This window comes from Pseudomonas sp. AD21, assembly GCF_002878485.1.
In the GTDB taxonomy this organism is placed as follows: Bacteria; Pseudomonadota; Gammaproteobacteria; order Pseudomonadales; family Pseudomonadaceae; genus Aquipseudomonas.
On record NZ_NQYG01000033.1, the window covers coordinates 38,502 to 58,051 of the forward strand.

The 19,550-nt window shown below is 60.0% G+C and carries 24 protein-coding genes and 1 pseudogene; 17 read left to right on the plus strand and 8 right to left on the minus strand.

From position 1 onward, the window contains the following. Window positions 1-17 precede the first annotated feature (17 nt). On the minus strand, window positions 18-1,049 hold the full coding sequence (locus PseAD21_RS18865; RefSeq protein WP_102357027.1) for a LacI family DNA-binding transcriptional regulator: 1,032 nt from the start codon (window positions 1,047-1,049) through the stop codon (window positions 18-20). Between the two features lie 215 nt (window positions 1,050-1,264). Here PseAD21_RS18865 and PseAD21_RS18870 point away from each other — a divergent pair, with 215 nt between their 5' ends. Both PseAD21_RS18870 and PseAD21_RS18875 read left to right on the plus strand, forming a co-directional pair. Next, window positions 1,265-1,798: a gluconokinase gene (locus PseAD21_RS18870; protein ID WP_102356992.1), complete on the plus strand. Its 534-nt coding sequence runs from the start codon at window positions 1,265-1,267 to the stop codon at window positions 1,796-1,798. Between the two features lie 82 nt (window positions 1,799-1,880). Beyond that, a complete protein-coding gene (locus PseAD21_RS18875; RefSeq protein ID WP_102356994.1) occupies window positions 1,881-3,236 on the plus strand; it encodes a GntP family permease in 1,356 nt (451 codons plus the stop codon). Window positions 3,237-3,413: 177 nt separating this feature from the next. Here the strand turns inward: PseAD21_RS18875 and alaC are convergent, their stop codons facing one another. Continuing rightward, a complete protein-coding gene (alaC, locus tag PseAD21_RS18880) occupies window positions 3,414-4,631 on the minus strand; it encodes an alanine transaminase (RefSeq protein ID WP_102356995.1) in 1,218 nt (405 codons plus the stop codon). Window positions 4,632-4,768: 137 nt separating this feature from the next. Between alaC and PseAD21_RS18885 the strand changes: the two genes are divergently transcribed. The 3 genes from PseAD21_RS18885 (at window position 4,769) to PseAD21_RS18895 (ending at window position 6,807) form a co-directional block, all read left to right on the plus strand. After that, window positions 4,769-5,431, plus strand: a complete 663-nt coding sequence (locus PseAD21_RS18885; protein ID WP_102356997.1) for a LysE family translocator — start codon at window positions 4,769-4,771, stop codon at window positions 5,429-5,431. 69 nt (window positions 5,432-5,500) lie between these two features. Continuing rightward, window positions 5,501-5,995, plus strand: coding sequence for a GyrI-like domain-containing protein (locus PseAD21_RS18890; protein WP_102356998.1), 495 nt, complete (start codon window positions 5,501-5,503; stop codon window positions 5,993-5,995). A 323-nt stretch (window positions 5,996-6,318) separates the two neighbouring features. Beyond that, window positions 6,319-6,807: a GNAT family N-acetyltransferase gene (locus tag PseAD21_RS18895; RefSeq protein WP_102357000.1), complete on the plus strand. Its 489-nt coding sequence runs from the start codon at window positions 6,319-6,321 to the stop codon at window positions 6,805-6,807. A gap of 71 nt (window positions 6,808-6,878) precedes the next feature. Here the strand turns inward: PseAD21_RS18895 and PseAD21_RS18900 are convergent, their stop codons facing one another. Then, window positions 6,879-7,364 carry an N-acetyltransferase gene (locus tag PseAD21_RS18900; protein ID WP_102357001.1) on the minus strand — a complete coding sequence of 162 codons (486 nt, stop codon included), beginning with the start codon at window positions 7,362-7,364 and terminating at the stop codon, window positions 6,879-6,881. A 140-nt stretch (window positions 7,365-7,504) separates the two neighbouring features. Between PseAD21_RS18900 and PseAD21_RS18905 the strand changes: the two genes are divergently transcribed. From PseAD21_RS18905 to PseAD21_RS18915, 3 genes are read left to right on the plus strand one after another with little or no spacing between them, the layout of a single operon-like run. Next, window positions 7,505-7,930, plus strand: a complete 426-nt coding sequence (locus tag PseAD21_RS18905) for a nuclear transport factor 2 family protein (protein ID WP_102357003.1) — start codon at window positions 7,505-7,507, stop codon at window positions 7,928-7,930. Window positions 7,931-7,970: 40 nt separating this feature from the next. After that, complete coding sequence (locus tag PseAD21_RS18910; protein WP_102357004.1) at window positions 7,971-8,315, plus strand: YciI family protein; 345 nt, start codon at window positions 7,971-7,973, stop codon at window positions 8,313-8,315. Further along, a complete protein-coding gene (locus tag PseAD21_RS18915; RefSeq protein ID WP_102357006.1) occupies window positions 8,308-9,537 on the plus strand; it encodes an RNA polymerase sigma factor in 1,230 nt (409 codons plus the stop codon). The genes PseAD21_RS18910 and PseAD21_RS18915 overlap by 8 nt, the downstream gene beginning before the upstream one ends. A gap of 140 nt (window positions 9,538-9,677) precedes the next feature. Here PseAD21_RS18915 and PseAD21_RS18920 read toward each other — a convergent pair whose 3' ends face one another. Next, complete coding sequence (locus PseAD21_RS18920) at window positions 9,678-10,697, minus strand: DUF4917 family protein (RefSeq protein WP_102357008.1); 1,020 nt, start codon at window positions 10,695-10,697, stop codon at window positions 9,678-9,680. A gap of 153 nt (window positions 10,698-10,850) precedes the next feature. On the opposite strand from PseAD21_RS18920, the gene yiaY reads away from it, so the two are divergent. Continuing rightward, window positions 10,851-11,999 (plus strand): L-threonine dehydrogenase, encoded by a 1,149-nt coding sequence (gene yiaY, locus PseAD21_RS18925; RefSeq protein WP_102357009.1) that lies wholly within the window; start codon window positions 10,851-10,853, stop codon window positions 11,997-11,999. A 149-nt stretch (window positions 12,000-12,148) separates the two neighbouring features. On the opposite strand, the gene PseAD21_RS18930 is transcribed toward yiaY, so the two are convergent. Further along, entirely contained in the window at window positions 12,149-12,637 is a 489-nt protein-coding gene (locus tag PseAD21_RS18930; RefSeq protein WP_102357010.1) for a DMT family transporter, read from the minus strand. Window positions 12,638-12,714: 77 nt separating this feature from the next. On the opposite strand from PseAD21_RS18930, the gene PseAD21_RS18935 reads away from it, so the two are divergent. Then, window positions 12,715-13,629, plus strand: a complete 915-nt coding sequence (locus PseAD21_RS18935) for a LysR substrate-binding domain-containing protein (protein ID WP_178082143.1) — start codon at window positions 12,715-12,717, stop codon at window positions 13,627-13,629. Window positions 13,630-13,636: 7 nt separating this feature from the next. Here PseAD21_RS18935 and PseAD21_RS18940 read toward each other — a convergent pair whose 3' ends face one another. After that, window positions 13,637-13,921: a type II toxin-antitoxin system RelE/ParE family toxin gene (locus PseAD21_RS18940; protein ID WP_102357013.1), complete on the minus strand. Its 285-nt coding sequence runs from the start codon at window positions 13,919-13,921 to the stop codon at window positions 13,637-13,639. Beyond that, the gene (locus tag PseAD21_RS18945; protein WP_102357015.1) at window positions 13,911-14,150 is read right to left on the minus strand and encodes a CopG family ribbon-helix-helix protein; all 240 of its coding nucleotides are present in this window, start codon (window positions 14,148-14,150) and stop codon (window positions 13,911-13,913) included. The genes PseAD21_RS18940 and PseAD21_RS18945 overlap by 11 nt, the downstream gene beginning before the upstream one ends. 108 nt (window positions 14,151-14,258) lie before the next feature. Here PseAD21_RS18945 and PseAD21_RS18950 point away from each other — a divergent pair, with 108 nt between their 5' ends. The 6 genes from PseAD21_RS18950 (at window position 14,259) to PseAD21_RS18975 (ending at window position 18,394) form a co-directional block, all read left to right on the plus strand. Beyond that, window positions 14,259-14,975: a hypothetical protein gene (locus PseAD21_RS18950; RefSeq protein ID WP_102357016.1), complete on the plus strand. Its 717-nt coding sequence runs from the start codon at window positions 14,259-14,261 to the stop codon at window positions 14,973-14,975. 3 nt (window positions 14,976-14,978) lie between these two features. After that, the gene (fos, locus tag PseAD21_RS18955; RefSeq protein ID WP_102357018.1) at window positions 14,979-15,395 is read left to right on the plus strand and encodes a fosfomycin resistance glutathione transferase; all 417 of its coding nucleotides are present in this window, start codon (window positions 14,979-14,981) and stop codon (window positions 15,393-15,395) included. 60 nt (window positions 15,396-15,455) lie between these two features. Beyond that, window positions 15,456-16,094, plus strand: coding sequence for a LysE family translocator (locus PseAD21_RS18960; RefSeq protein WP_102357019.1), 639 nt, complete (start codon window positions 15,456-15,458; stop codon window positions 16,092-16,094). An 80-nt stretch (window positions 16,095-16,174) separates the two neighbouring features. After that, entirely contained in the window at window positions 16,175-17,524 is a 1,350-nt protein-coding gene (locus tag PseAD21_RS18965; RefSeq protein ID WP_102357021.1) for a bifunctional diguanylate cyclase/phosphodiesterase, read from the plus strand. Window positions 17,525-17,642: 118 nt separating this feature from the next. Beyond that, window positions 17,643-17,801: a KGG domain-containing protein gene (locus PseAD21_RS18970; RefSeq protein WP_003222499.1), complete on the plus strand. Its 159-nt coding sequence runs from the start codon at window positions 17,643-17,645 to the stop codon at window positions 17,799-17,801. A 74-nt stretch (window positions 17,802-17,875) separates the two neighbouring features. Further along, window positions 17,876-18,394 (plus strand): DUF4142 domain-containing protein, encoded by a 519-nt coding sequence (locus PseAD21_RS18975; RefSeq protein ID WP_102357023.1) that lies wholly within the window; start codon window positions 17,876-17,878, stop codon window positions 18,392-18,394. A 47-nt stretch (window positions 18,395-18,441) separates the two neighbouring features. On the opposite strand, the gene PseAD21_RS18980 is transcribed toward PseAD21_RS18975, so the two are convergent. Further along, window positions 18,442-18,852 carry a low affinity iron permease family protein gene (locus PseAD21_RS18980; protein ID WP_102357024.1) on the minus strand — a complete coding sequence of 137 codons (411 nt, stop codon included), beginning with the start codon at window positions 18,850-18,852 and terminating at the stop codon, window positions 18,442-18,444. Between the two features lie 210 nt (window positions 18,853-19,062). Here PseAD21_RS18980 and PseAD21_RS18985 point away from each other — a divergent pair. Next, window positions 19,063-19,482 (plus strand): annotated as a pseudogene (locus PseAD21_RS18985) (restriction endonuclease); the annotation flags it as partial. Window positions 19,483-19,550 lie beyond the last annotated feature (68 nt).

Below are 19,550 nucleotides of genomic sequence, written 5' to 3' on the forward strand. Positions count from 1 at the left end.
CACGGGGATTTCAGAGGTCAGGTGCTTTCGCGGACTTTCAGTTCAAAACCCATGTCTTCCACCGGACGTGCAACATTGTTGCCCGCCATCAACGTCAGCATCTGCTCCGCCGCCCGCCGGCCAATCGCTTCACGCGGGGTATTGATGCTGCTCAGGCGCGGCACCATGTGTTCGGACATCGGCAGGTCGTTGAAACCGAGGATCGCCACCTGATCAGGGATCTTGATCCCGTTGCGCAGCGCTTCGAGCAGGGCGCCCTGCGCCAGGTCGTCGTTACCAAAGAAGATCGCATCGACATCCGGATGCGCCGCCAGCAGTTGCAGGAACAACTCACCGCCCAGGCCCACCGACGAGGATCGCGGGGTCAGTACTTCCAGGTCCGGGTCATAACGCCCGGCCTTCTGCAGGGCTTTGCGGAAACCCTCGCCGCGCAACAAGGTGCGCTGATCGAGTTGCGCGCCGATGTAGGCCAGGCGCTTGCGGCCACGGGAGAGCAAGTGCTCGGCCGCCGTTTCGCCGGCGCTGAGCTGAGAGAAACCCACGCAGTTCACCCCGGCGGCGCTGTCCAGTTCCATCATGTACACGCAGGGAATGTTGCTGGCCTCGATCATCCGCCGCGAACTTTCCGTGCGATCAAACCCGGTCAGCAACAAACCACGGGGCTGATAAGCCATGTAGTTGCGCAGCAGGTTTTCTTCTTCATCACGCGAATAGTGGAAGTTGCCGATCAGCACTTCGAAGCCCTTGGGCGTGAGCACCCGATGAATGGCTTCCAGGGTATCGATGAACAACAGGTTGGACAGCGACGGCACCAACACCACCACCGAATGGCTCTGCGCCGAGGCTAAAGCGCGGGCGGCAGGGTTGACCACATAGTTGAGTTCACTGGCTGCTTTCTGCACTTTTTCCACCAGCTCGGTGGCCACGGTGCTGACCCCACGCAAGGCGCGAGAGGCGGTAATCGGACTGACACCGGCCAGGCGGGCAACTTCATTGAGGGTGGGACGGCCGGTGGTGCGGGTATTTTTATCGTTTTTAGGGGTGGTCATCGACGGCTTGCCAAACAAAAATCAAGGCACTAAGGTAGCGCTGTCCTGATGCAGCTGTAAATGCGTAAGCGAGGTCCTGCCTGATCTTCGCTTTTTGGCGTTGGGCGCAAACCTGCTGCAACCCAAAAAAACGACAAGAAGGCGTCGGCAACTTCTGCCTGTGCACTAGAGTCATAGCTAGCAAAGGTAGCGCTGTCTGCGCGCTGAGGTGTTATATGAGTCATCCCATCACCGCCCTGGTCATCATGGGCGTTGCCGGTTGCGGCAAGACGTGCGTCAGCGAGGCCCTGTGCCTATTGAGCGGCGCCACTGCCATTGAAGGCGATACTTTTCATCCGGCCGCCAACATCGAAAAGATGAGCGCGGGGATCCCCCTGAACGACGAAGACCGTGCCGGCTGGCTCGACAGCCTGTGCGTTGAATTGCGTCGTATCGATGCACTGGGCGAGCGTCCGGTGCTGACGTGCTCGGCCCTTAAACACAGTTATCGTGAAGTGTTGCGCAGCGCCTTGCCGGGCCTGGGCTTCGTGTTCCTTGAGCTGACCCCTGAAGTCGCCGCCGACCGTGTGTCCCATCGCCCGGGCCACTTCATGCCGGCGACGTTGATCGAAAGCCAGTTCGCCACGCTCGAATCGCCGGTCGGCGAGCCGCTGACGTTGGCACTGAATGCTTCGATCCACAGTGTTGAAGAACTGGCGGCCCAGGCGCACGTCTGGTGGCAGGCGCACGGCCTGAAACAGGCGGTATGAGTGTGTTGAAAGAGCTAGCGCTGTCCTCACGAATTCTGTTTAACCCGCTTTAATAACAACAACAAGCCAGGAGACACCCCCAATGTTTGGCATGTCCCACGACGCCTACCTGCTGCTCGATGCAGTGGTCACGGTAATCGGCCTGATTATCCTGATCACCAAATTCAAGATTCACCCCTTTATCTCCCTGACCATCGCGGCCGCGTTCCTTGGCCTGACGTCCGGCATGCCGATCGGCACCATCATCAAGGCGTTCCAGGACGGCTTCGGTGGCGTGCTCGGTTTCGTCGGCATCATCCTCGCGCTGGGCACCATGCTCGGCAAAATGATGGCCGAGTCGGGCGGGGCCGATCAGATCGCCCAGACCCTGATCCGTGCGTTCGGTAAAGAAAGAGTGCAGTGGGCAATGATGTTCGCCGCGTTCCTGGTGGGCATTCCGCTGTTCTTCGAAATCGGCTTCGTGCTGCTGATTCCGCTGGTGTTCATCGTTGCCCGCCGCACCGGCGTGTCGATCATCAAGATCGGTATCCCGCTGCTCGCCGGCCTGTCCGCCGTACACGGCCTGGTGCCGCCGCACCCGGGGCCGTTGCTGGCAATCGGCGTGTTCGGCGCCGACATCGGCAAGACCATTCTCTACGGTCTGATCGTTGCGCTGCCGACCGCGATCATTGCCGGTCCGATTTTCGGTACCTTCATTGCCAAGCACATCCCCGGTCATCCGAATCAGGAGCTGGTCGATCAACTGGCCCGTGAAAACGATGACTCGGCCAAACTGCCGAGCTTCAGCATCACCCTGATCACCGTGCTGCTGCCGGTGTTCCTGATGCTGCTGAAAACCTTCGCCGACGTAGCGCTGCCGGACGGTCACTTCTTCCGCACCTGGATGGACATGATCGGTCACCCGATCTCGGCACTGCTGCTGGCATTGCTGCTGTCGCTGTACACCTTCGGTCACAAGCAGGGCATCGGTTCCCAGCAGATGCTCAAGTGGCTGGACGCGAGCCTGGCACCGACCGCCGCGATCATCCTGATCATCGGCGCCGGTGGTGGCTTCAAGCAGATGCTGGTGACCAGCGGCGTGGGCGACGTGATCGGCCACATGGCGGTCAGCGCGCAGATCTCGCCGATTTTGCTGGCGTGGCTGGTGGCGGCGGTGATTCGTATCGCCACCGGTTCGGCAACGGTGGCGACCATCACTGGCGCGGGCATCGTGGTGCCGGTGGTGGGGATGATCCCGGGCGTCAACCGTGAGCTGCTGGTGCTCGCTACCGGCGCCGGTTCGTTGATCCTGTCCCATGTGAACGATGCTGGTTTCTGGCTGGTGAAGCAGTACTTCAACATGACCGTGGCCGAGACGTTCAAGACCTGGACGGCGATGGAAACCATCCTGTCGGTGGTTGCGTTGGGCTTTATCCTGCTGTTGTCGCTGTTCGTTTAATCCCGAACGCCAGACACAAAAAAACCGCAGCGATGCGGTTTTTTTGTGCCTGATGGATCGTTCCCACGCTCTGCGTGGGAATGCATCCCGGGACGCTCTGCGTCCCAAAGCGGACGCAGAGCGTCCATTGCGGCATTCCCACGCAGAGCGTGGGAACGATCAGAACGATCAGATGCGTCAGGCAGAGGTCTTCGGGGTCAGACCATCCGCCCGGAACATCCCGCGAATCCCGCGCACCGCCTGACGAATCCGGTCCTGGTTTTCGATCAGCGCGAAGCGCACGTGATCGTCGCCATACTCACCAAAACCAACCCCCGGCGAGACGCAGACCTTGGCCTCGGCCAGCAGCTTCTTGGCGAACTCCAGCGAACCGAGGTGTGCGTAAGCCTCGGGGATCTTTGCCCAGACATACATCGAGGCTTTCGGATTCTCGACCATCCAGCCCAGCTCATGCAGACCTTTGACCAGCACGTTGCGGCGCTGGCGATACTGCTCGGCGATGTCGCGCACGCATTGCTGATCGCCTTCCAGCGCGGCAATCGCCGCCACTTGCAGCGGGGTGAACGTGCCGTAGTCGTGGTAGCTCTTGATCCGCGCCAGGGCGTTGACCAGCTCCGGGTTGCCGACCATGAAACCGATGCGCCAGCCGGCCATGTTGTAGCTCTTGGACAGGGTGAAAAACTCCACCGCGATGTCCTTGGCGCCCGGCACTTGCATGATCGACGGGGCTTTCCAGCCGTCGTAGACGATGTCGGCGTAAGCCAGATCGTGAATCACCAGCACGTCGTACTGCTTGGCGAGGGCGATCACCCGTTCGAAGAAATCCAGCTCCACGCACTGTGCAGTGGGGTTGGACGGGAAGCCAAGGATCATCATCTTCGGCTTCGGGATCGAGCCGCGAATCGCCCGTTCCAATTCATCGAAGAAGTCCACGCCCGGCACCAGTGGCACCGAACGCACCTGGGCGCCGGCAATCACCGCACCGTAGATGTGAATCGGGTAGCTTGGGTTCGGCACCAGTACGGTGTCGCCCTGATCCAGGGTCGCCAGCATCAAATGCGCCAGGCCTTCCTTGGAGCCGATGGTGACGATGGCTTCGCTTTCCGGGTCGATGTCGACCGCGTAGCGTTCCTTGTACCAGTTGGAAATCGCCCGGCGCAGGCGCGGAATACCCTTGGACGTGGAGTAACCGTGGGTGTCTTCGCGCTGGGCGACCTGGACGAGTTTTTCGACAATATGCGGCGGCGTGGCCCCGTCGGGGTTGCCCATGCTCAAGTCGATGATGTCTTCACCACGACGACGCGCGGCCATCTTCAGCTCGGCGGTGATGTTGAAAACGTAAGGGGGGAGTCGATCTATGCGCGCAAAGCGGCGCGGCGAACCTTGTTCAGCCATTGTTGCCTCGGATAACGTAAGCGCCCGGAACCGTCCGAGCGACGCTGGTCACTGCGGTGACCTGTGGCCGAAGATAAGGGCAGCGATGGCAGACTGTCCAGCGCGCACGACAATAATTTTTCCCAAGGAAATGCTTAATGGAATTCACCAGCGGCTTCTTGCTGAGCCTCTCGCTGTGCCTGGACATCGGCGTGGCCAACATCGCGATGATCACTCTGGCGATGCAGCGCGGTTACTTTCAGGGCTTCGCTCTGGGCCTCGGTACCTGCGTCGGTGACTTGATTTACGCGGTGCTGGCGCTGGCCGGGATGACCGTGCTGCTGCAGTACGAAAGCGTGCGCTGGGTGCTGTGGATGGGTGGTTCGGTGCTGCTGATCTACTTTGCGGCGAAGATGATCTATTCGGCGATTCACCACGAGGCGCAGTTGGCGGCGACGACGGAGGTGGGGCAGAACTCGCATCGCAAGGAGTTCTTTCGCGGGATCTTCCTCGCCATGTCCTCGCCGAGCGCGATTTTGTGGTTTGCCGCGGTCGGCGGCACCTTGATCGCCCGCTCCGGTGGCGGCGGCCCGGTGAGTTCGGCGCTGTTCCTCGGTGGTTTCCTTTGCGCGGGGCTGCTGTGGTCGGCCGGTTTGTGCTTTGCCGCGAGCCACGGTGGCAAGCTGCTCGGTGACAAGCTATTGCGCTATTGCTACATGGCATCTGCGGCGATCTTCTGCTATTTCGCGGTTTACGTGATCGTATCCGGTTATAACGAGTTCGTTGGCTCCGGGGCTGCCGACCAGTTGCACGCCTTGTAACATTGCGAATCGGGTTTGGCTTCTATACTCACCAGCCGAACCCCCTTTTTTTGTTCCAGGAGTCGAGTCATGGATGAGCAAAAACGCGTCGAAGTGGCTGAGCCTCGCTTCGAACATGGACACTTCCTGCTGATTGCAGGACTTCGTGGTCGATTTACTCAGGACACCGCCAAGGACATCCCTGCGCTGTGGGAAAAGTTCTTGCCGCACCTGGGCAAGATACAGGGACAAAAAAACGAAGTGACCTACGGGGTGTGCAGCAATTTCGACGGCCAGGGCGGCTTCGATTACATCGCCGGAGTGGAAATCAGCAAGCTCGATGACCTCGACCAGAAGGTCTATCAGTGGGTCGAAGTGCTGCCCCGCCAGTACGCGGTGTTCGAGCACAAGGGACCGCTCGAACAATTGCCGCAGACTCTGCAATACATCTACAAGACCTGGCTGCCGACTTCCCACTACGTGGAACTCAATGCTCCGGAGCTGGAGCGCTACAGCGCCGATTTCAATCCGCGGCTGAACACCGGCAAACTGGAAATCTGCGTGCCGGTCGATACCAAGGCCTGAGCCAGCCACATGTGGCGGATCACTGATCCGCCGCATGTTGTTCAACCGCGTTTTCCCTTGGTCACCCGTCGCGCCCGCAACAGGTCGATGCCCAGGGTGATAAAGCCGAACGTACTGATGCCCAATACCATCAACAGGCCGATTTCAACGCTGCTCATAAGCGGTTTCCCCCAAGGGTGATCAGAGACACACCGCAGAAATAGCCCGCCCATCGCACGAAGAAAAGCGCTTATACGCAGGCTTTACGCCGCCCACGCGGATCGATATGAACACCTTATTCCTTTATGCTTTGCGGACCTTTCTCCGCTGATTTTCGAGCTGCCATGAACACCGTCATCCGCAACGTCACCGCCGCCGACCTGGAGCGCTGCTACACCATCGAAACCGTTGCCTACGAAGGCGATGAAGCCGCCACCCGTGAGAAGATTGCCACGCGCATCGCCACTTGGCCGGAAGGCTTCATCGTGGCCGAGGTGGACGGGGTGGTCGCCGGTTTCATCAACTCGGGCGCGGCGTTTGATGTGCAGATGTCGGACGAGGCGTTCAAGGAACTGATCGGCCACGATCCGAAGGGGCCGAATGTGGTGATCATGTCGGTGGTGGTGCACCCGGACTACCAGGGCCAGGGCCTGGCCAAGCGCTTGATGGCCGAGTTCATCGAGCGCATGCGCGGGATGGATAAAGCGACGATTCATCTGATGTGCAAGGAAAAGCACATCCCGCTGTATGCCGGGTTCGGCTTTGCCTACATCAAGCCATCGGAGTCCGATCACGGCGGGATGGCGTGGCACGAGATGATCCTGACTCTCTGATCCAACCCCGATCAAAACCTGTAGGGGGGCGTGTCGGGTCAGCAGAGGGCCGTGCCGATTGCCCGCATGACTCAGAAAAACAGCCCCATACGCCGTTCGTAACCAATCCGCCCCTTGTACGCTTCACCGCTGTCGACGTAGCCGTGCTTGGCGTACAGCGCAATCGCCGCGTCGTTATCGGCGTCCACCGACAGTTCCAGCCCTTTGATCTCCGGCCACGCCTGACGGGCGGCTTCGGGCAACGCTTGCAGGCAGGCCTTGCCGTAACCTTTGCCTTGCGCCCGATGATCGACCTGCAAGGCGTGCAGGGTGGCGCTGTGTTCATCGGCCCAGGCCGGCAACACCGGCGGGCGCTTGAGCAGCAAAAACGCCACTGGCACCTGATCGGCCAGCAGTGCGAAACCCTTCACGCCGGGACCGGGTTTGGACAGCAGCGTGTGCAGCGCGCCGTGGATGTCGCCGGAAAATTTGATCTGCTCGGGATGGATTTCAATCGCCTCGACTTGCTGGCGCTGCAAGGCGTTCAGGCTGTCGTACGGCACGAGTTGGGCTGACACGGGAATTTCCTTTTTCCTACAAAGATGAGCCTCGGATTCTAGCGATTTTGTCTTCGGCGGAATTTTTTTGTTTTGCCTGTCGATTTGCTCGATTGCCGAGCGACTAAGGGTGTCCTCACAACAAAAACACGGAGAACACCATGAGCGCACAATCTGCAATCCAGACCCTGATCAACACTTACCGCGAAGCGGTCATGACCAAGAACGTCGAGAAAGTCATGGCGCTGTACGCCGACGACATCGTCTCCTTCGACGCGATCAAGGCCCTGCAATTCAAAGGCAAGGCGGCTTACCGCGCGCATTGGGTCGAATGCATGGAAATGTGCCCTGGCCCGCATATTTTCGAGTTCCACGAGATCGCCATCGAGACTGCCGACAACCTCGCTTTTGCCCATTGGGTGGCCAATTGCGGCGGCACCAACGACAAGGGCGAAACCCAGAGCTGCTGGATGCGCGTGACCGCGTGCTATCGGCAGGTGGGCGGGGCGTGGAAGATTGTCCACGAGCACTGGTCGGCACCGTTCGATCCGATGAGCGGCGCGACGCTGTTCGATGTGCAGCCCTGATCTTCAGCCATAGTTGATCCGTCCGATTCAGGAGAACGCCATGAAATATCTATGCCTGGTCTACAGCGATGAGCGCCTGTTGCATTCTTCGCCCGACAGCCCGGAAGACGCCGAATGCTGGGCCTACGCCGAGTCGATTCAGGGCAGCGGGCGGATGGTCGCGGCTGAAACGCTGGAGTCGGTGCAGACCGCCACCACGGTGCGCATGCGCAACGGCAAGTTGTCGATCACCGATGGCCCGTTCGCTGAAACCAAGGAGCAACTGGCCGGTTTCTACCTGATAGACGCCAAGGACCTCAACGAAGCGATCCAGGTCGCCGGCAACATTCCGGCGGCGCGGGTTGGCAGCGTTGAAGTGCGCCCGGTGCGGCAGCTGAATGTCTGACGTTCGGACGCGGGTCGAGCAGGTCTATCGCGAAGACTCGCGGCGGATTCTGGCGACACTGATTCGCCTGCTCGGTGATTTCGACCTCGCCGAAGAGGCCTTGCACGAGGCGTTCTTCGTCGCGGTCGAGCGCTGGCGGCACGACGGCGTGCCAGACAATCCGCGCACCTGGCTGGTGTCCACCGGACGCTTCAAGGCGATTGATGTGTTGCGTCGGCGCGCACGCTTCAAGGCCTCGCAACCGCTGTTGCTGGCGCAACTCGAAGAACTGGAACAGGCCGACTGGAGTGGCGAAGACGTGGAAGACGACCGCTTGCGGCTGATCTTCACCTGCTGTCACCCGGCACTGGCGGCGGATGCGCAGGTACCGCTGACCCTGCGTGAAGTCTGCGACCTGACCACCGAGGAAATCGCCCGGGCTTTTCTTTCGGCACCGGCAGCGATTGCCCAGCGCATCGTGCGGGCCAAGGCCAAGATCCGCGATGCGAAAATCCCCTATCAAGTGCCCAGCCTCAACGAGTTGCCGGAGCGTCTCGACAGCGTGTTGCGGGTGATTTATCTAGTGTTCAACGAAGGGTATTCGGCGTCGATGGGCGCTGAGCTGACCCGTGAAGAGCTGACCCGCGAGGCGATCAGGCTCGGGCGTTTGCTGATGGAGTTGTTGCCGGAGCCGGAGGTCATGGGGCTGTTGGCGTTGATGCTGTTGCACGAGTCACGGCGGCCGGCGCGCACCTCGGCGGATGGGGAGTTGATCCTGCTGGACGATCAGGACCGCTCGCGCTGGGACGCCGGGTTGATTGCCGAAGGATGTGCGCTGGTAGAACGCGCGCTGACCACACGGCGGTTCGGGCCGTATTGTCTGCAAGCGGCGATTGCCGCGGTGCATGCCGAGGCGCCATCAGCGGCTGAAACGGATTGGCAGCAGATCGTCGGGCTGTACGACGTGTTGTTGCGTGCAGTGCCGTCGCCGGTGATCGAGTTGAATCGTGCGGTGGCGGTGGCCAAACGCGATGGAGCGTTGGCCGGGTTGAATCTGATTGAAGGGATTCTGGATCGCGGTGAGTTGCAGGATTACCACCTGGCGCATTCGGCGCGGGCGGAGTTCTGTCGGCAGTTGGGCCGGGTAGAGCAGGCGCGTGCGGCGTATCTGCGCGCATTGGAATTGACGCGGCTGGAGCCGGAGCGGCGGTTTATCGAGGCGCGATTAGAGGCGTTGGACTGATCCGACAGGATCGGTGGCAGTACCGGTCCCTTCGCGAACAAGCCCGCTCTCACCGTGATTGATGTCCTACACAAATCCACTGTTCAACGCCGAACCTTGTGGGAGCGGGCTTGCTCGCGATGGCCTCACAAACCTCGCCGCTAAATCTCGACGGGAACAGACAACTTCGGGCTCCCCAGCGCATGCGTCTTCGAATCAAAGAACCGCAACTCGACCCTGGTTCCTTCGAACACCTTGGCGTAATGGCGTTTCTGATGCTGAATGAACGCCCCACTGCGCGGATAAATCGAGATCGCCACCGTCGCAGGTTTTGCCAGTCGCAGTGCCCGAACAATGTGCGCGTCCTGTTCACCCAAGGCGTGGCCGAAGATGCACAGGCTGTCGCCATGACCCAATAATTGCTCATGGCAGAACGACAGATAATCCGAACTGCGGATGGTCTTGAGCTTGTCCTCGCTCGGTCCTTCGGTGACGAACAGCGGCACGTCATCCAGGGTCTTGATCGTGTTGTTGATCGCAAAGCTGCCGAGCAGGGTGCCTTCGGTCGAGGTCAGTTTGCGGGCGGTGCCGTCCTGATTGCGCACCAGGTGCAGGCCGCCGTGCAGGTACAGCAAACGCGGTTTGACCGTGGCACTTTCGCTCAGATCGAAACTGGAATTGGGGCCGTTGAACAGATCGTCGATGGCTTCGCTGTTGTGCTGCTGCGCCCAATAGTTGAGCAGGTCGTAATTGCTGGTGAATACCGTGCGATAGCGCGCCAGTTCTTCATTCAACGTTGCCAGCGTCGAGGCCTGCACTAGCCGCCACGGGATGTGCACGGCGTGCACGGTGTTGATCAGCGCTTCCTTGATCGCGTAGTAGCGATTGCGTGGTGCGGCCGAGCTGACGGCCAGCGCCTTGTTCACCTTGCTGGTGGTTTTCAGCGCGCCGAGCACCTGCTCGAAGCTGCGCGTCTGCATTGCGTCGAACACGCTCAGTTCCGACGGGCTCAGCGGTTTCTCTTCCATGGTGCGGGCGTTTTCGAACAGCGAGTCGTAGCCGAAGTCGTCCCACACCGCGCGGCTGGCGCCATTGCCTACCAGCAACCCGTTGAACTCGGTCGCGGCGCGCAAGGTGTTCCAGTCTTCAAGGCTGGCGTCGACATCGAGAAAATCGGTCATTGCGTGGGAAGTCTCAAAACAAAGGGTGGATGGGCGGCGACTTTATCACGAGCGGGCATTGAGCCAGATCAACATCGGTGGTGACTGATCGGTCGATCCTGTGTGCATCCGCCGTATCGGAGCAGTCGATTCGGCCCTAGTCAGGAGACGCACATGAGCAGCACCTTTTTCATTCCGGCGGTAAACATCATGGGTAACGGATGCCTCGACGAGGCCATGGTTGCGATCCGCAATTATGGTTTTCGCAAGGCGCTGATCGTCACCGACGCGGGGCTGGCCAAGGCCGGTGTGGCGTCCATGCTCGCCGAGAAGCTGGCGATGCAGGACATCGACTCGGTGATTTTCGATGGCGCCAAGCCGAACCCGAGCATTGCCAACGTCGAATCCGGATTGGGGTTGCTCAAGGAAAGCCGCTGCGATTTCGTGGTGTCGCTGGGCGGCGGCTCGCCCCATGACTGCGCCAAGGGCATTGCCCTGTGTGCGACCAACGGCGGGCAGATCCGCGATTACGAAGGCGTCGATCAATCGAGCAAGCCGCAACTGCCGCTGATTGCCATTAACACCACCGCCGGTACCGCCAGCGAGATGACCCGCTTTTGCATCATCACCGACGAATCGCGCCACGTGAAAATGGCGATCGTCGACCGCAACGTCACGCCACTGCTGTCGGTCAACGACCCGGCACTGATGGTCGCCATGCCCAAGAGCCTGACCGCCGCCACCGGCATGGACGCGTTGACCCACGCCATCGAGGCCTACGTCTCGACCGCCGCCAACCCGATCACCGACGCCTGCGCGCTGAAGGCGATGACCCTGATCAGCAACAACCTGCGCCTGGCCGTGCGCGACGGCAGCGACCTCGCAGCGCGGGAGAACATGGCCTATGCGCAGTTCCTCGCTGGCATGGCGTTCAACAATGCGTCCCTCGGCTACGTGCACGCGATGGCGCACCAGTTGGGCGGTTTCTACGACTTGCCGCATGGCGTGTGCAATGCCGTGCTGCTGCCGCATGTACAGACCTTCAACGCACAGGTGTGTGCCGAGCGCCTGACCGATGTGGCCCATGCGATGGGCGCGGACACTCGTGGTTTCAGTCCGGAGGAGGGCGCTCAGGCGGCGATCAACGCGATCCGTTGCCTGGCCAGGGACGTCGACATTCCTGGTGGTCTGCGCGAACTCGGCGCCAAGCTCACTGACATCCCGGTGCTCGCCACCAACGCGCTGAAAGATGCGTGCGGCCTGACCAATCCACGGGCGGCGGATCAGCGGCAGATCGAGGAGATTTTCCGCAACGCGTTTTGAAAGGGGGCAGCCTCGACAAGTTCTGAGATTTGCAGCGTCAGTTCTGACGCCATCGCGAGCAGGCTCACTCCTACAGGGGGACGCATTTCAACTGTAGGAGAGAGCCTGCTCGCGATGGCTGACTTCCAGATATTGAGTAACTATCTGGATTAGCCAACAGCCACCCCATTCCTCTCAAACACCCCACCAAACTGAATCAACACCACCCCGCCAATCAGCAGCAACGCCCCCAACACCCGCGACACCGTCAACTGTTTCTCCACCAGTCCAAACAATCCGAAGTGATCCAGAACCATTGAAGCGATCACCTGCCCGGCCAGCGCCAGCGCGACAAACCCCGATGCCCCAAGCCTTGGCAACAGCATCACTGCCAGCGCCACAAAACACACGCCGAATGCACCACCGGCCCACATCCACAGCGGCGCCTTGCTGAAAAAGCCCAGCGACGGCAGTGGCAGGCGCAACGCCAGAATCACCGGCAACAGCACCAACACACTGACCAGCAGCGAGGCCAGGGTCGCCCATAGCGGATGTCCAAGCCCCCGCGCCAGATTGCTGTTGATCGCGCTCTGGAATGGCACCACCGCCCCGGCAAACGCGGCCAGCAGTAACAGACCGGCCCACTGCAACGTACTCATGATCAATCTCCAACAGGTTTTGCTGGACTCTAAGGTATTCGTCGCGCAGATTTAAATTCCGTTTTGTCATCCAGAACATGCACAAGATGAATGATCTGCGCCGTATCGATCTCAACCTGCTGGTGATCCTCGACGCCTTGCTCAGCGAGCAACACGTCACCCGTGCCGCCGAGCGTCTGCACCTCAGTCAACCGGCGGTCAGCCATGCGCTGGCGCGCTTGCGCGAGGTGCTCGGCGATCCACTGCTGGTGCGCGCTGGCTCGACCCTGGTGCCCACCGCACGAGCGCTGGAACTGATCGCGCCGCTGGCCGAAGCGCTGGCGCAGGTGCAATCGCTGCTGGCGCCAAACACCTTCGATCCGGCCCATGCGCGGCGAACCTTTCGCCTGGCGATGTCCGACTACGGTGCGGCAATCATCCTCCCCGGGCTGATCCGCACCCTGCGCCGCGAAGCGCCGGGCATTGACCTGCAAATCAGTCACGCCAGCCGCGAAGGCATGCTCGAAGGCGTGCTCAACGGCGATATCGATGTGGCCGCCGGGGTGTTTCCGGAAATGCCCAATGAACTGCGCAGCACGCTGCTGTTCGAGGAGCGCTACGTCTGTCTGCTGGATCGCCGTACCTTGCCGGCCGATGGGGTTCTGGACCTGCCGACTTACCTGTCGCGCCCGCACGTCTTGCTGGAAATGCGTGGCAGCGGCACCCCGGAAATTGAACGGGCGTTGACCTCATTGCGCGAACGCCGCCGCGTCGCCATCAGCCTGCCGCACTGGAACGTCGCGCCGCAGTTGATCAGCGGTACGGATCTGATCCTCACCGTGTCGTCGCGTAGCGTGCGTGAGATCGAACTGCAGGAATTGATTGTGCTGCCGCCACCGTTCGAGATCGCGCCGTTCACCTTTGTGTTGGCGTGGCACAAGCGTCGGGGGGCGGATCAGGCATTGAACTGGTTGAATCGCAGGATTGAGGAGGGGATGAGGAGTGATACTTGAGTATCCATTACCACATGCTGGGAGGAAGCCGGCGAGTATGGAATATGCGCAGAACCTGGAGTCGGCCCTGACGAACCCGGTATGGAATCAGATAGGGGCGATCAGGTAGCGCGCATTCTCTTGTTCCTGCCAGACGCCCCTCGCGTCCGGAAGCAGGAAATCGGGTGAGATGATCGACGCAGTCGAGGATGGCCTGGACGAACTCTGAAGCAGCTTTCGGATTTTCAATCGCGATGTAGGCCGCTTCGTCATCGAGATTCTTTAGAGCGGTACGTAGCCACTCAACGCGCATTGGCATTCCATTTGTTGGCGATGGCCCTGACTTCATCGGCAGACGTGAAGTCTCCGGCGTCGGCTTCTTTCAACGCTTGCTGGATCTCTTCGATTTGCCAGGCTTCGCGCGCGAGATACTCGCGAAGCGCATCCACCGCCAGATAAGACTTGCTACGCCCGGTCGCCTTGGCGAGGTTGGCAAGGGTGTCGGCAATTTCATCGGGAAGACGCAATGACATGACGGACATGATGGTCTCGGTGTAGTGATTTGTAGTGCAACATACTACAGCGTCATACTTGGGCCCGCGTGCCATTCGTCCAACAGCAGGGCACCAGACATTTATCAAGGAAGAAACATGACCTGCAGAAACACGTTCCTCTTGGCTTGCGCATTGCTGGCCATCACCACCCACGCCCAGGCCGCCTGCACCACCAAGAGTTTCGACGGCAAATCCATGTCGCGCTGCAACGTCTGGCCGGCGTTCCCGAGTCAGGCGATCTCGGTCAAATCCACCTATCTGGCCGATTCCGGCGGTGACGATGCCGGGGCGTTCGATCTGGATCTGGCGATTCTCAATGCCAGCAACGCCAAACCGATCGCCACTTACCATAAGCCGGGCGCCTACAACTCCGATGCCGTGCGTCTGGATGATGTGCGCATCGATACAGCGCGCTACCGCCTGACGCCGGACGTCCGGGCTTTTGGGCTGCGAGCGAAATTCGTGCACAGTTCCCAGGCCATTCCCTACGAGAAAACCGATCTGGCGCTGTATGTGCGCGAGAGTGACAGCCTGCGCCCGGTGCTTGAGGGCCTGGTGGTCTTCAAGGACAACGGTGAGTTCGTGAATAACTGCGAGGGCTACAGCAAAAAAATCCGCCGGACGCTCGAGATCGCTCCATCGAGCCACAATGGATTCGCCGATCTGATCGTCACCACCAGTGGCAGTAAAATGAAAAACACCCAATCCGGCAGTCAGTGCGTTTCGAACACCACCGAGCTGAAGAAAAAACAGATCACCCTGACCTACGATGGCCAGCAGTACAACGTCCCCGAAGACCTCAGAGGTTACTGACTCATGCTCATCGGCCTCAACCACCTGACCCTCGCTGTCAGCGACTTGCCGCGCAGCCTGGCGTTCTATCGCGAGGTGCTGAATCTGCGCGTAGAGGCCACGTGGGACGCCGGTGCCTATCTGTCGTTGCCGGGGCTGTGGTTGTGTCTGTCGCTGGATGCGCAGCGCACTGCCGAGCCATCCGTCGACTACACCCATTACGCCTTCAGTCTCGATCAAGCGGATTTTTCGCGGTTCGTAGAACAGCTGAAAGCGGCGAACGTGCAGGAATGGCGCGACAACCGCAGCGAAGGTGCGTCGTTCTACTTTCTTGACCCGGACGGGCACAAGCTCGAAGCCCACGTCGGCGGTCTGGCGTCGCGACTGGCAGCCTGTCGGTTGAAACCGTACGCGGGCATGCGTTTTTACGACGAGTCGTGAACAGACACATTGCGCTGATATAGACTGGCCATCATTTGTACTGGCGCCTGCAGGTATTTCATGACTCCATCGCTGCTTATGGCCGTTTTGGCCTCGGGTTTCATCTATGGCATCACGCCGGGGCCGGGCGTGCTGGCGGTGTTCGGCATCGGCGCGGCGCGCGGGCGGCGGGCCGGGGCGGGTTTTCTCTGTGGGCACCTGCTCGGCGATGTGGTCTGGTGCAGCACCGCGTTGATTGCGATTGTCGGCGCCCGGGAAATCGGCAGCACCGCGTTTGATGTGCTCGGTGTGCTCAGCGGTTTGTACCTGTTCTGGCTCGGCTGGCGGGCGGTGCGGGCCCAGCGACGCGGCGATGATCAGCCCCAGGGTGCGGCGCGTCAGCCGTTCTGGCACGGTATCCTGTTCGGCCTGACCAACCCCAAGGCCTACCCGGTGGCGGTCGCGACCTTTACCGCGCTGCTGTCGAGCCGCGCTGAACTGCTCAACTGGTCGATGCTGCCGGCGCTGATCGCCTTGAGCTTCCTCGGCGGATTGCTGGCTTACGCTATCTTGATCGGGGTTGTCGGCGCCCGCCGGGTGCGTACGCTGTATCAACGCCATGAACTGATGATCACCCGCCTGTGCGGGGTGATGTTCATCGGTTTTGCGATCAACGCGCTGGTGCATGCGCTGCCGGGATTGCTGCCGAACAAGGCTTGACGCTGGAAGCATGGATGCGCGATCAAAAGGGTCAGGGATGGTGGATCATTGCTGCATTGCCCGGACACCTACGCTGAACCATGGAAAGCCGAAATTCCGCGCCGCTGGCGAGTTATATGGACCTGTTGCTGGACGCCGTCTGTGCGGTGGACAAACAGGGGCGTTTCGTTTTTGTCAGTGCCGCCTGCGAGCGCATTTTCGGTTACACGCCTGACGAGTTGATCGGCCGGCCGATGATCGAACTGGTGCACCCGGCAGACCGCCAGCGCACCCTGGCGGCGGCCCACGACATCATGGGCGGCGAACCCAAACACAACTTTGAAAACCGCTACGTGCGCAAGGACGGCCGCATCGCACACATTCTGTGGTCGGCGCGTTGGTCGGAGGTCGATCAACTGCGCATCGCCGTAGCCCGCGACATCACCGAACGCAAGCAGGCCGAATCACGGCAGGCGGCGTTGTACGCGATTTCCGAAGCGGCGCACGTCGCCGAAGACCTGCTGGCGCTGTTCAAGCGCATTCACCTGATCATCGGCGAATGGCTGCCGGCGCTGAACTTTTCCGTGGCGCTGTACGACGAACACTGCGCGCAGCTGAATTTTCCGTATCACGTCGACGATCACGAATTGCAGCCCGAGCGACCGGGCACCGTCACCGGCCGCTTGTGCGCGGAAGTGATCCGCAGCGGCCAGCCGATTCTGCTGACACCGGACAGCCCCGATTCCCCGCCCGACTTCGCCGCACTGGTGTCCGGTCAGGACTCACCGTGCTGGCTCGGCGTGCCGCTGAACTCGAAAAACGGCACCATCGGCGCGCTGATCGTCAAAAGCCTGCCGGGTGGTGAGCGTTACACCGAACAGGACAAGGAACTGCTGCAATACGTCTGTGCCCAGGTCGCCACCGCTATCGAGCGCCAGCAGTTGCACGCGCGGCTGCGGCGCATGGCGCAGTACGATCAACTGACCCAGTTGCCCAATCGCGAACTGTTGAAAGACCGACTCAAGGCGGCGCTGACCGGTGCCCGTGAAGCCTCGGGAAACATGGCGCTGCTGTACGTCGATCTGGATCGCTTCAAGCAGGTCAACGACACCTTCGGCCATGCGGTCGGCGACATGCTGTTGCAGACGGTGGCGAGTCGGCTCAAGGGCTGCGTGCGCGAGACCGATACCGTGGCGCGCATTGGTGGCGACGAATTCGTGGTGCTGCTGCACAGCGTGCACGCCGCCGAAGATGCCGACAGCGTGGCCGTAAAGATCCGACAGGTGCTGGTACAACCGATGCGCCTGGACGGCCACAACCTGCACATCGAACCGAGCATCGGCGTGGCCCGCTATCCCGAACATGGCCACGAAGAACAGCAACTGTTCCGGCATGCCGACCAGGCGATGTACGCCGCCAAACGCCTCAATCATCGGGCAGTGGACATCTGAAACAGGCCGCACCGTTCGTCGCGGCGCGGGCAACTTTTCTAAACCTTTATCGGTCCGGCAATTCTCAATCTAGGCGGGCACCTGCTCGCCAACGATCAACACCAAGAGGAAGAGAATCATGCCTAATTCAAGAAACTCGAACTCGGGAAACTTCGCCAACGATCGAACGAAGGCGTCTGAAGCCGGTCGCAAAGGTGGGAAAACCACCACCACGACGGTCGACAAAGAGCCTGCGAAAACCGAAATGGGCCGCAAGCCTGCTCAGAAATCGAAGTAGTCGGTGAGGTAGTTTTGATTGAGAGGCGGGGGCGAAAGCTCCCGCTTGAATTTGAAGAGAAGGAGGGCGCGACCATGAGCCGGATGGCCACCCAGGTACGTCGTTTCAGTTTTGTCACGTTGCTGGGACTGTTCGCCAGCAGTGCGTTCGCCAGCGGCGCCGCTGCCCAGTCGCCTGCCGATTTCATCAACGATGCTTCGGCCAAGGGCATGGCCGATATCGAAGCCAGTCGTCTGGCCCATCAGAAATCCGAATCCAAAGAGGTCAAGGACTACACCATCGTCGTCATCAATGACCGCACCACGGCCAACCAGCACCTGGCGAAGATCGCGAAGAAACTCGACCTGCCGATCGCTCCCCGTGAAGAAATCGCCGACAAGGCCAAATCCATGATCCCGCAGGTGAAGGACGGTGAAACCTTCGACCAGGCCTACGCCGCCAGCCAGGTGAAAGCTACCGAAGAAGCCATCCAGCAGATTCAGGAGGAAGCTCAGACCACCGACGTGCCGGAAATCAAGGCATTTGCCGACGAGACCTTGCCGAAACTGCAGAACCATCTGCAAATGGCTCGGGCGCTGCAGGCCAGCCGCTAATACCGAGGATTAAACAAACGGCGCCCGAAAGGCGCCGTTTTTGTTTGTCAGCAGTCATTCAGATCCTGCCTCGGCTTGCTCTTTTCCCCCAGTCCTTCGAGGTTGAACACCTCGCTTTCGCCCAGGCTGCGGTAATGCTTGCGCAGCGCCTCCAGTTGCTTGAGGTCCAGCGATTCCAGCCCGAGCATCGCGTTCTGGGCTTCCTTGTTGACGCGCAACAACTCATCGAGCTTCAGATGCAGGATGTCGGTGTCGCGGTTCTGCGTGTTCTGGATCAGGAACACCATCAGAAACGTGATGATCGTGGTCGAGGTGTTGATGATCAGTTGCCAGGTGTCATTGAAATGAAAAAACGGCCCACTCAGTCCCCAGAGAAAAATCAGGACCAACGCCCCCATGAAGGTTTTCGGGCTACCGGCCCACAGTGCGAGAGTCTGGGAAATCTTCGCGAATTTCATTGCCGTGTTCCTTATTGAGAGGGGCCTGAAATTCAGACAGTGAGGGCGTTGCGAAAATTCGACCGAGAAAGCCTGCCACCACTGAAATCTGTCATCGCTGGGCATAGGGCGAAGCACTTTGCAGCAGAAAACTTTCTTTGTGCGGGTTTGCGTCCAGGATCAATTGGCAATCAATTCGCCAGCATGCGAATGCACGGATAGAACCAGTCAGAGGTCATCAACGACCAGATCAATGATCGACTCAAGTCAGCAATGAGTGGTGCAATTCAGCCATCGTTGGCGTCCTTGCCTTCAGCCACTGTTGGAACCGACCCCGCAGAACCGCGTGATGAAGGGGATGACTAGGTTCTGACAACACAGGAACTGGAGGGGTATCACATTGTCCGTGTGCTGGTGCGTTCAGTCGTTGACGCCAAGCGTATTGTTCAGCGCGACACGCAAAGTTACTTTGGTATCCTTTTAGACGATAACAATCGCAAACCGATCTGCCGACTGCACTTCAATCGCTCGCAGAAGTACATTGGTATCTTTGATGAAGAGAAAAATGAAACGCGTCATCCGATTAGCTCAGTCGACGATATTTATGAATACTCGGATCATTTGAAAAAAGCGGTTGGATATTACGACTGAAAAAAACCGACCCTGGAGACTAATGCCGATCAGTTAAGCGCAGATCCCCTGTGGGAGCGGGCTTGCTC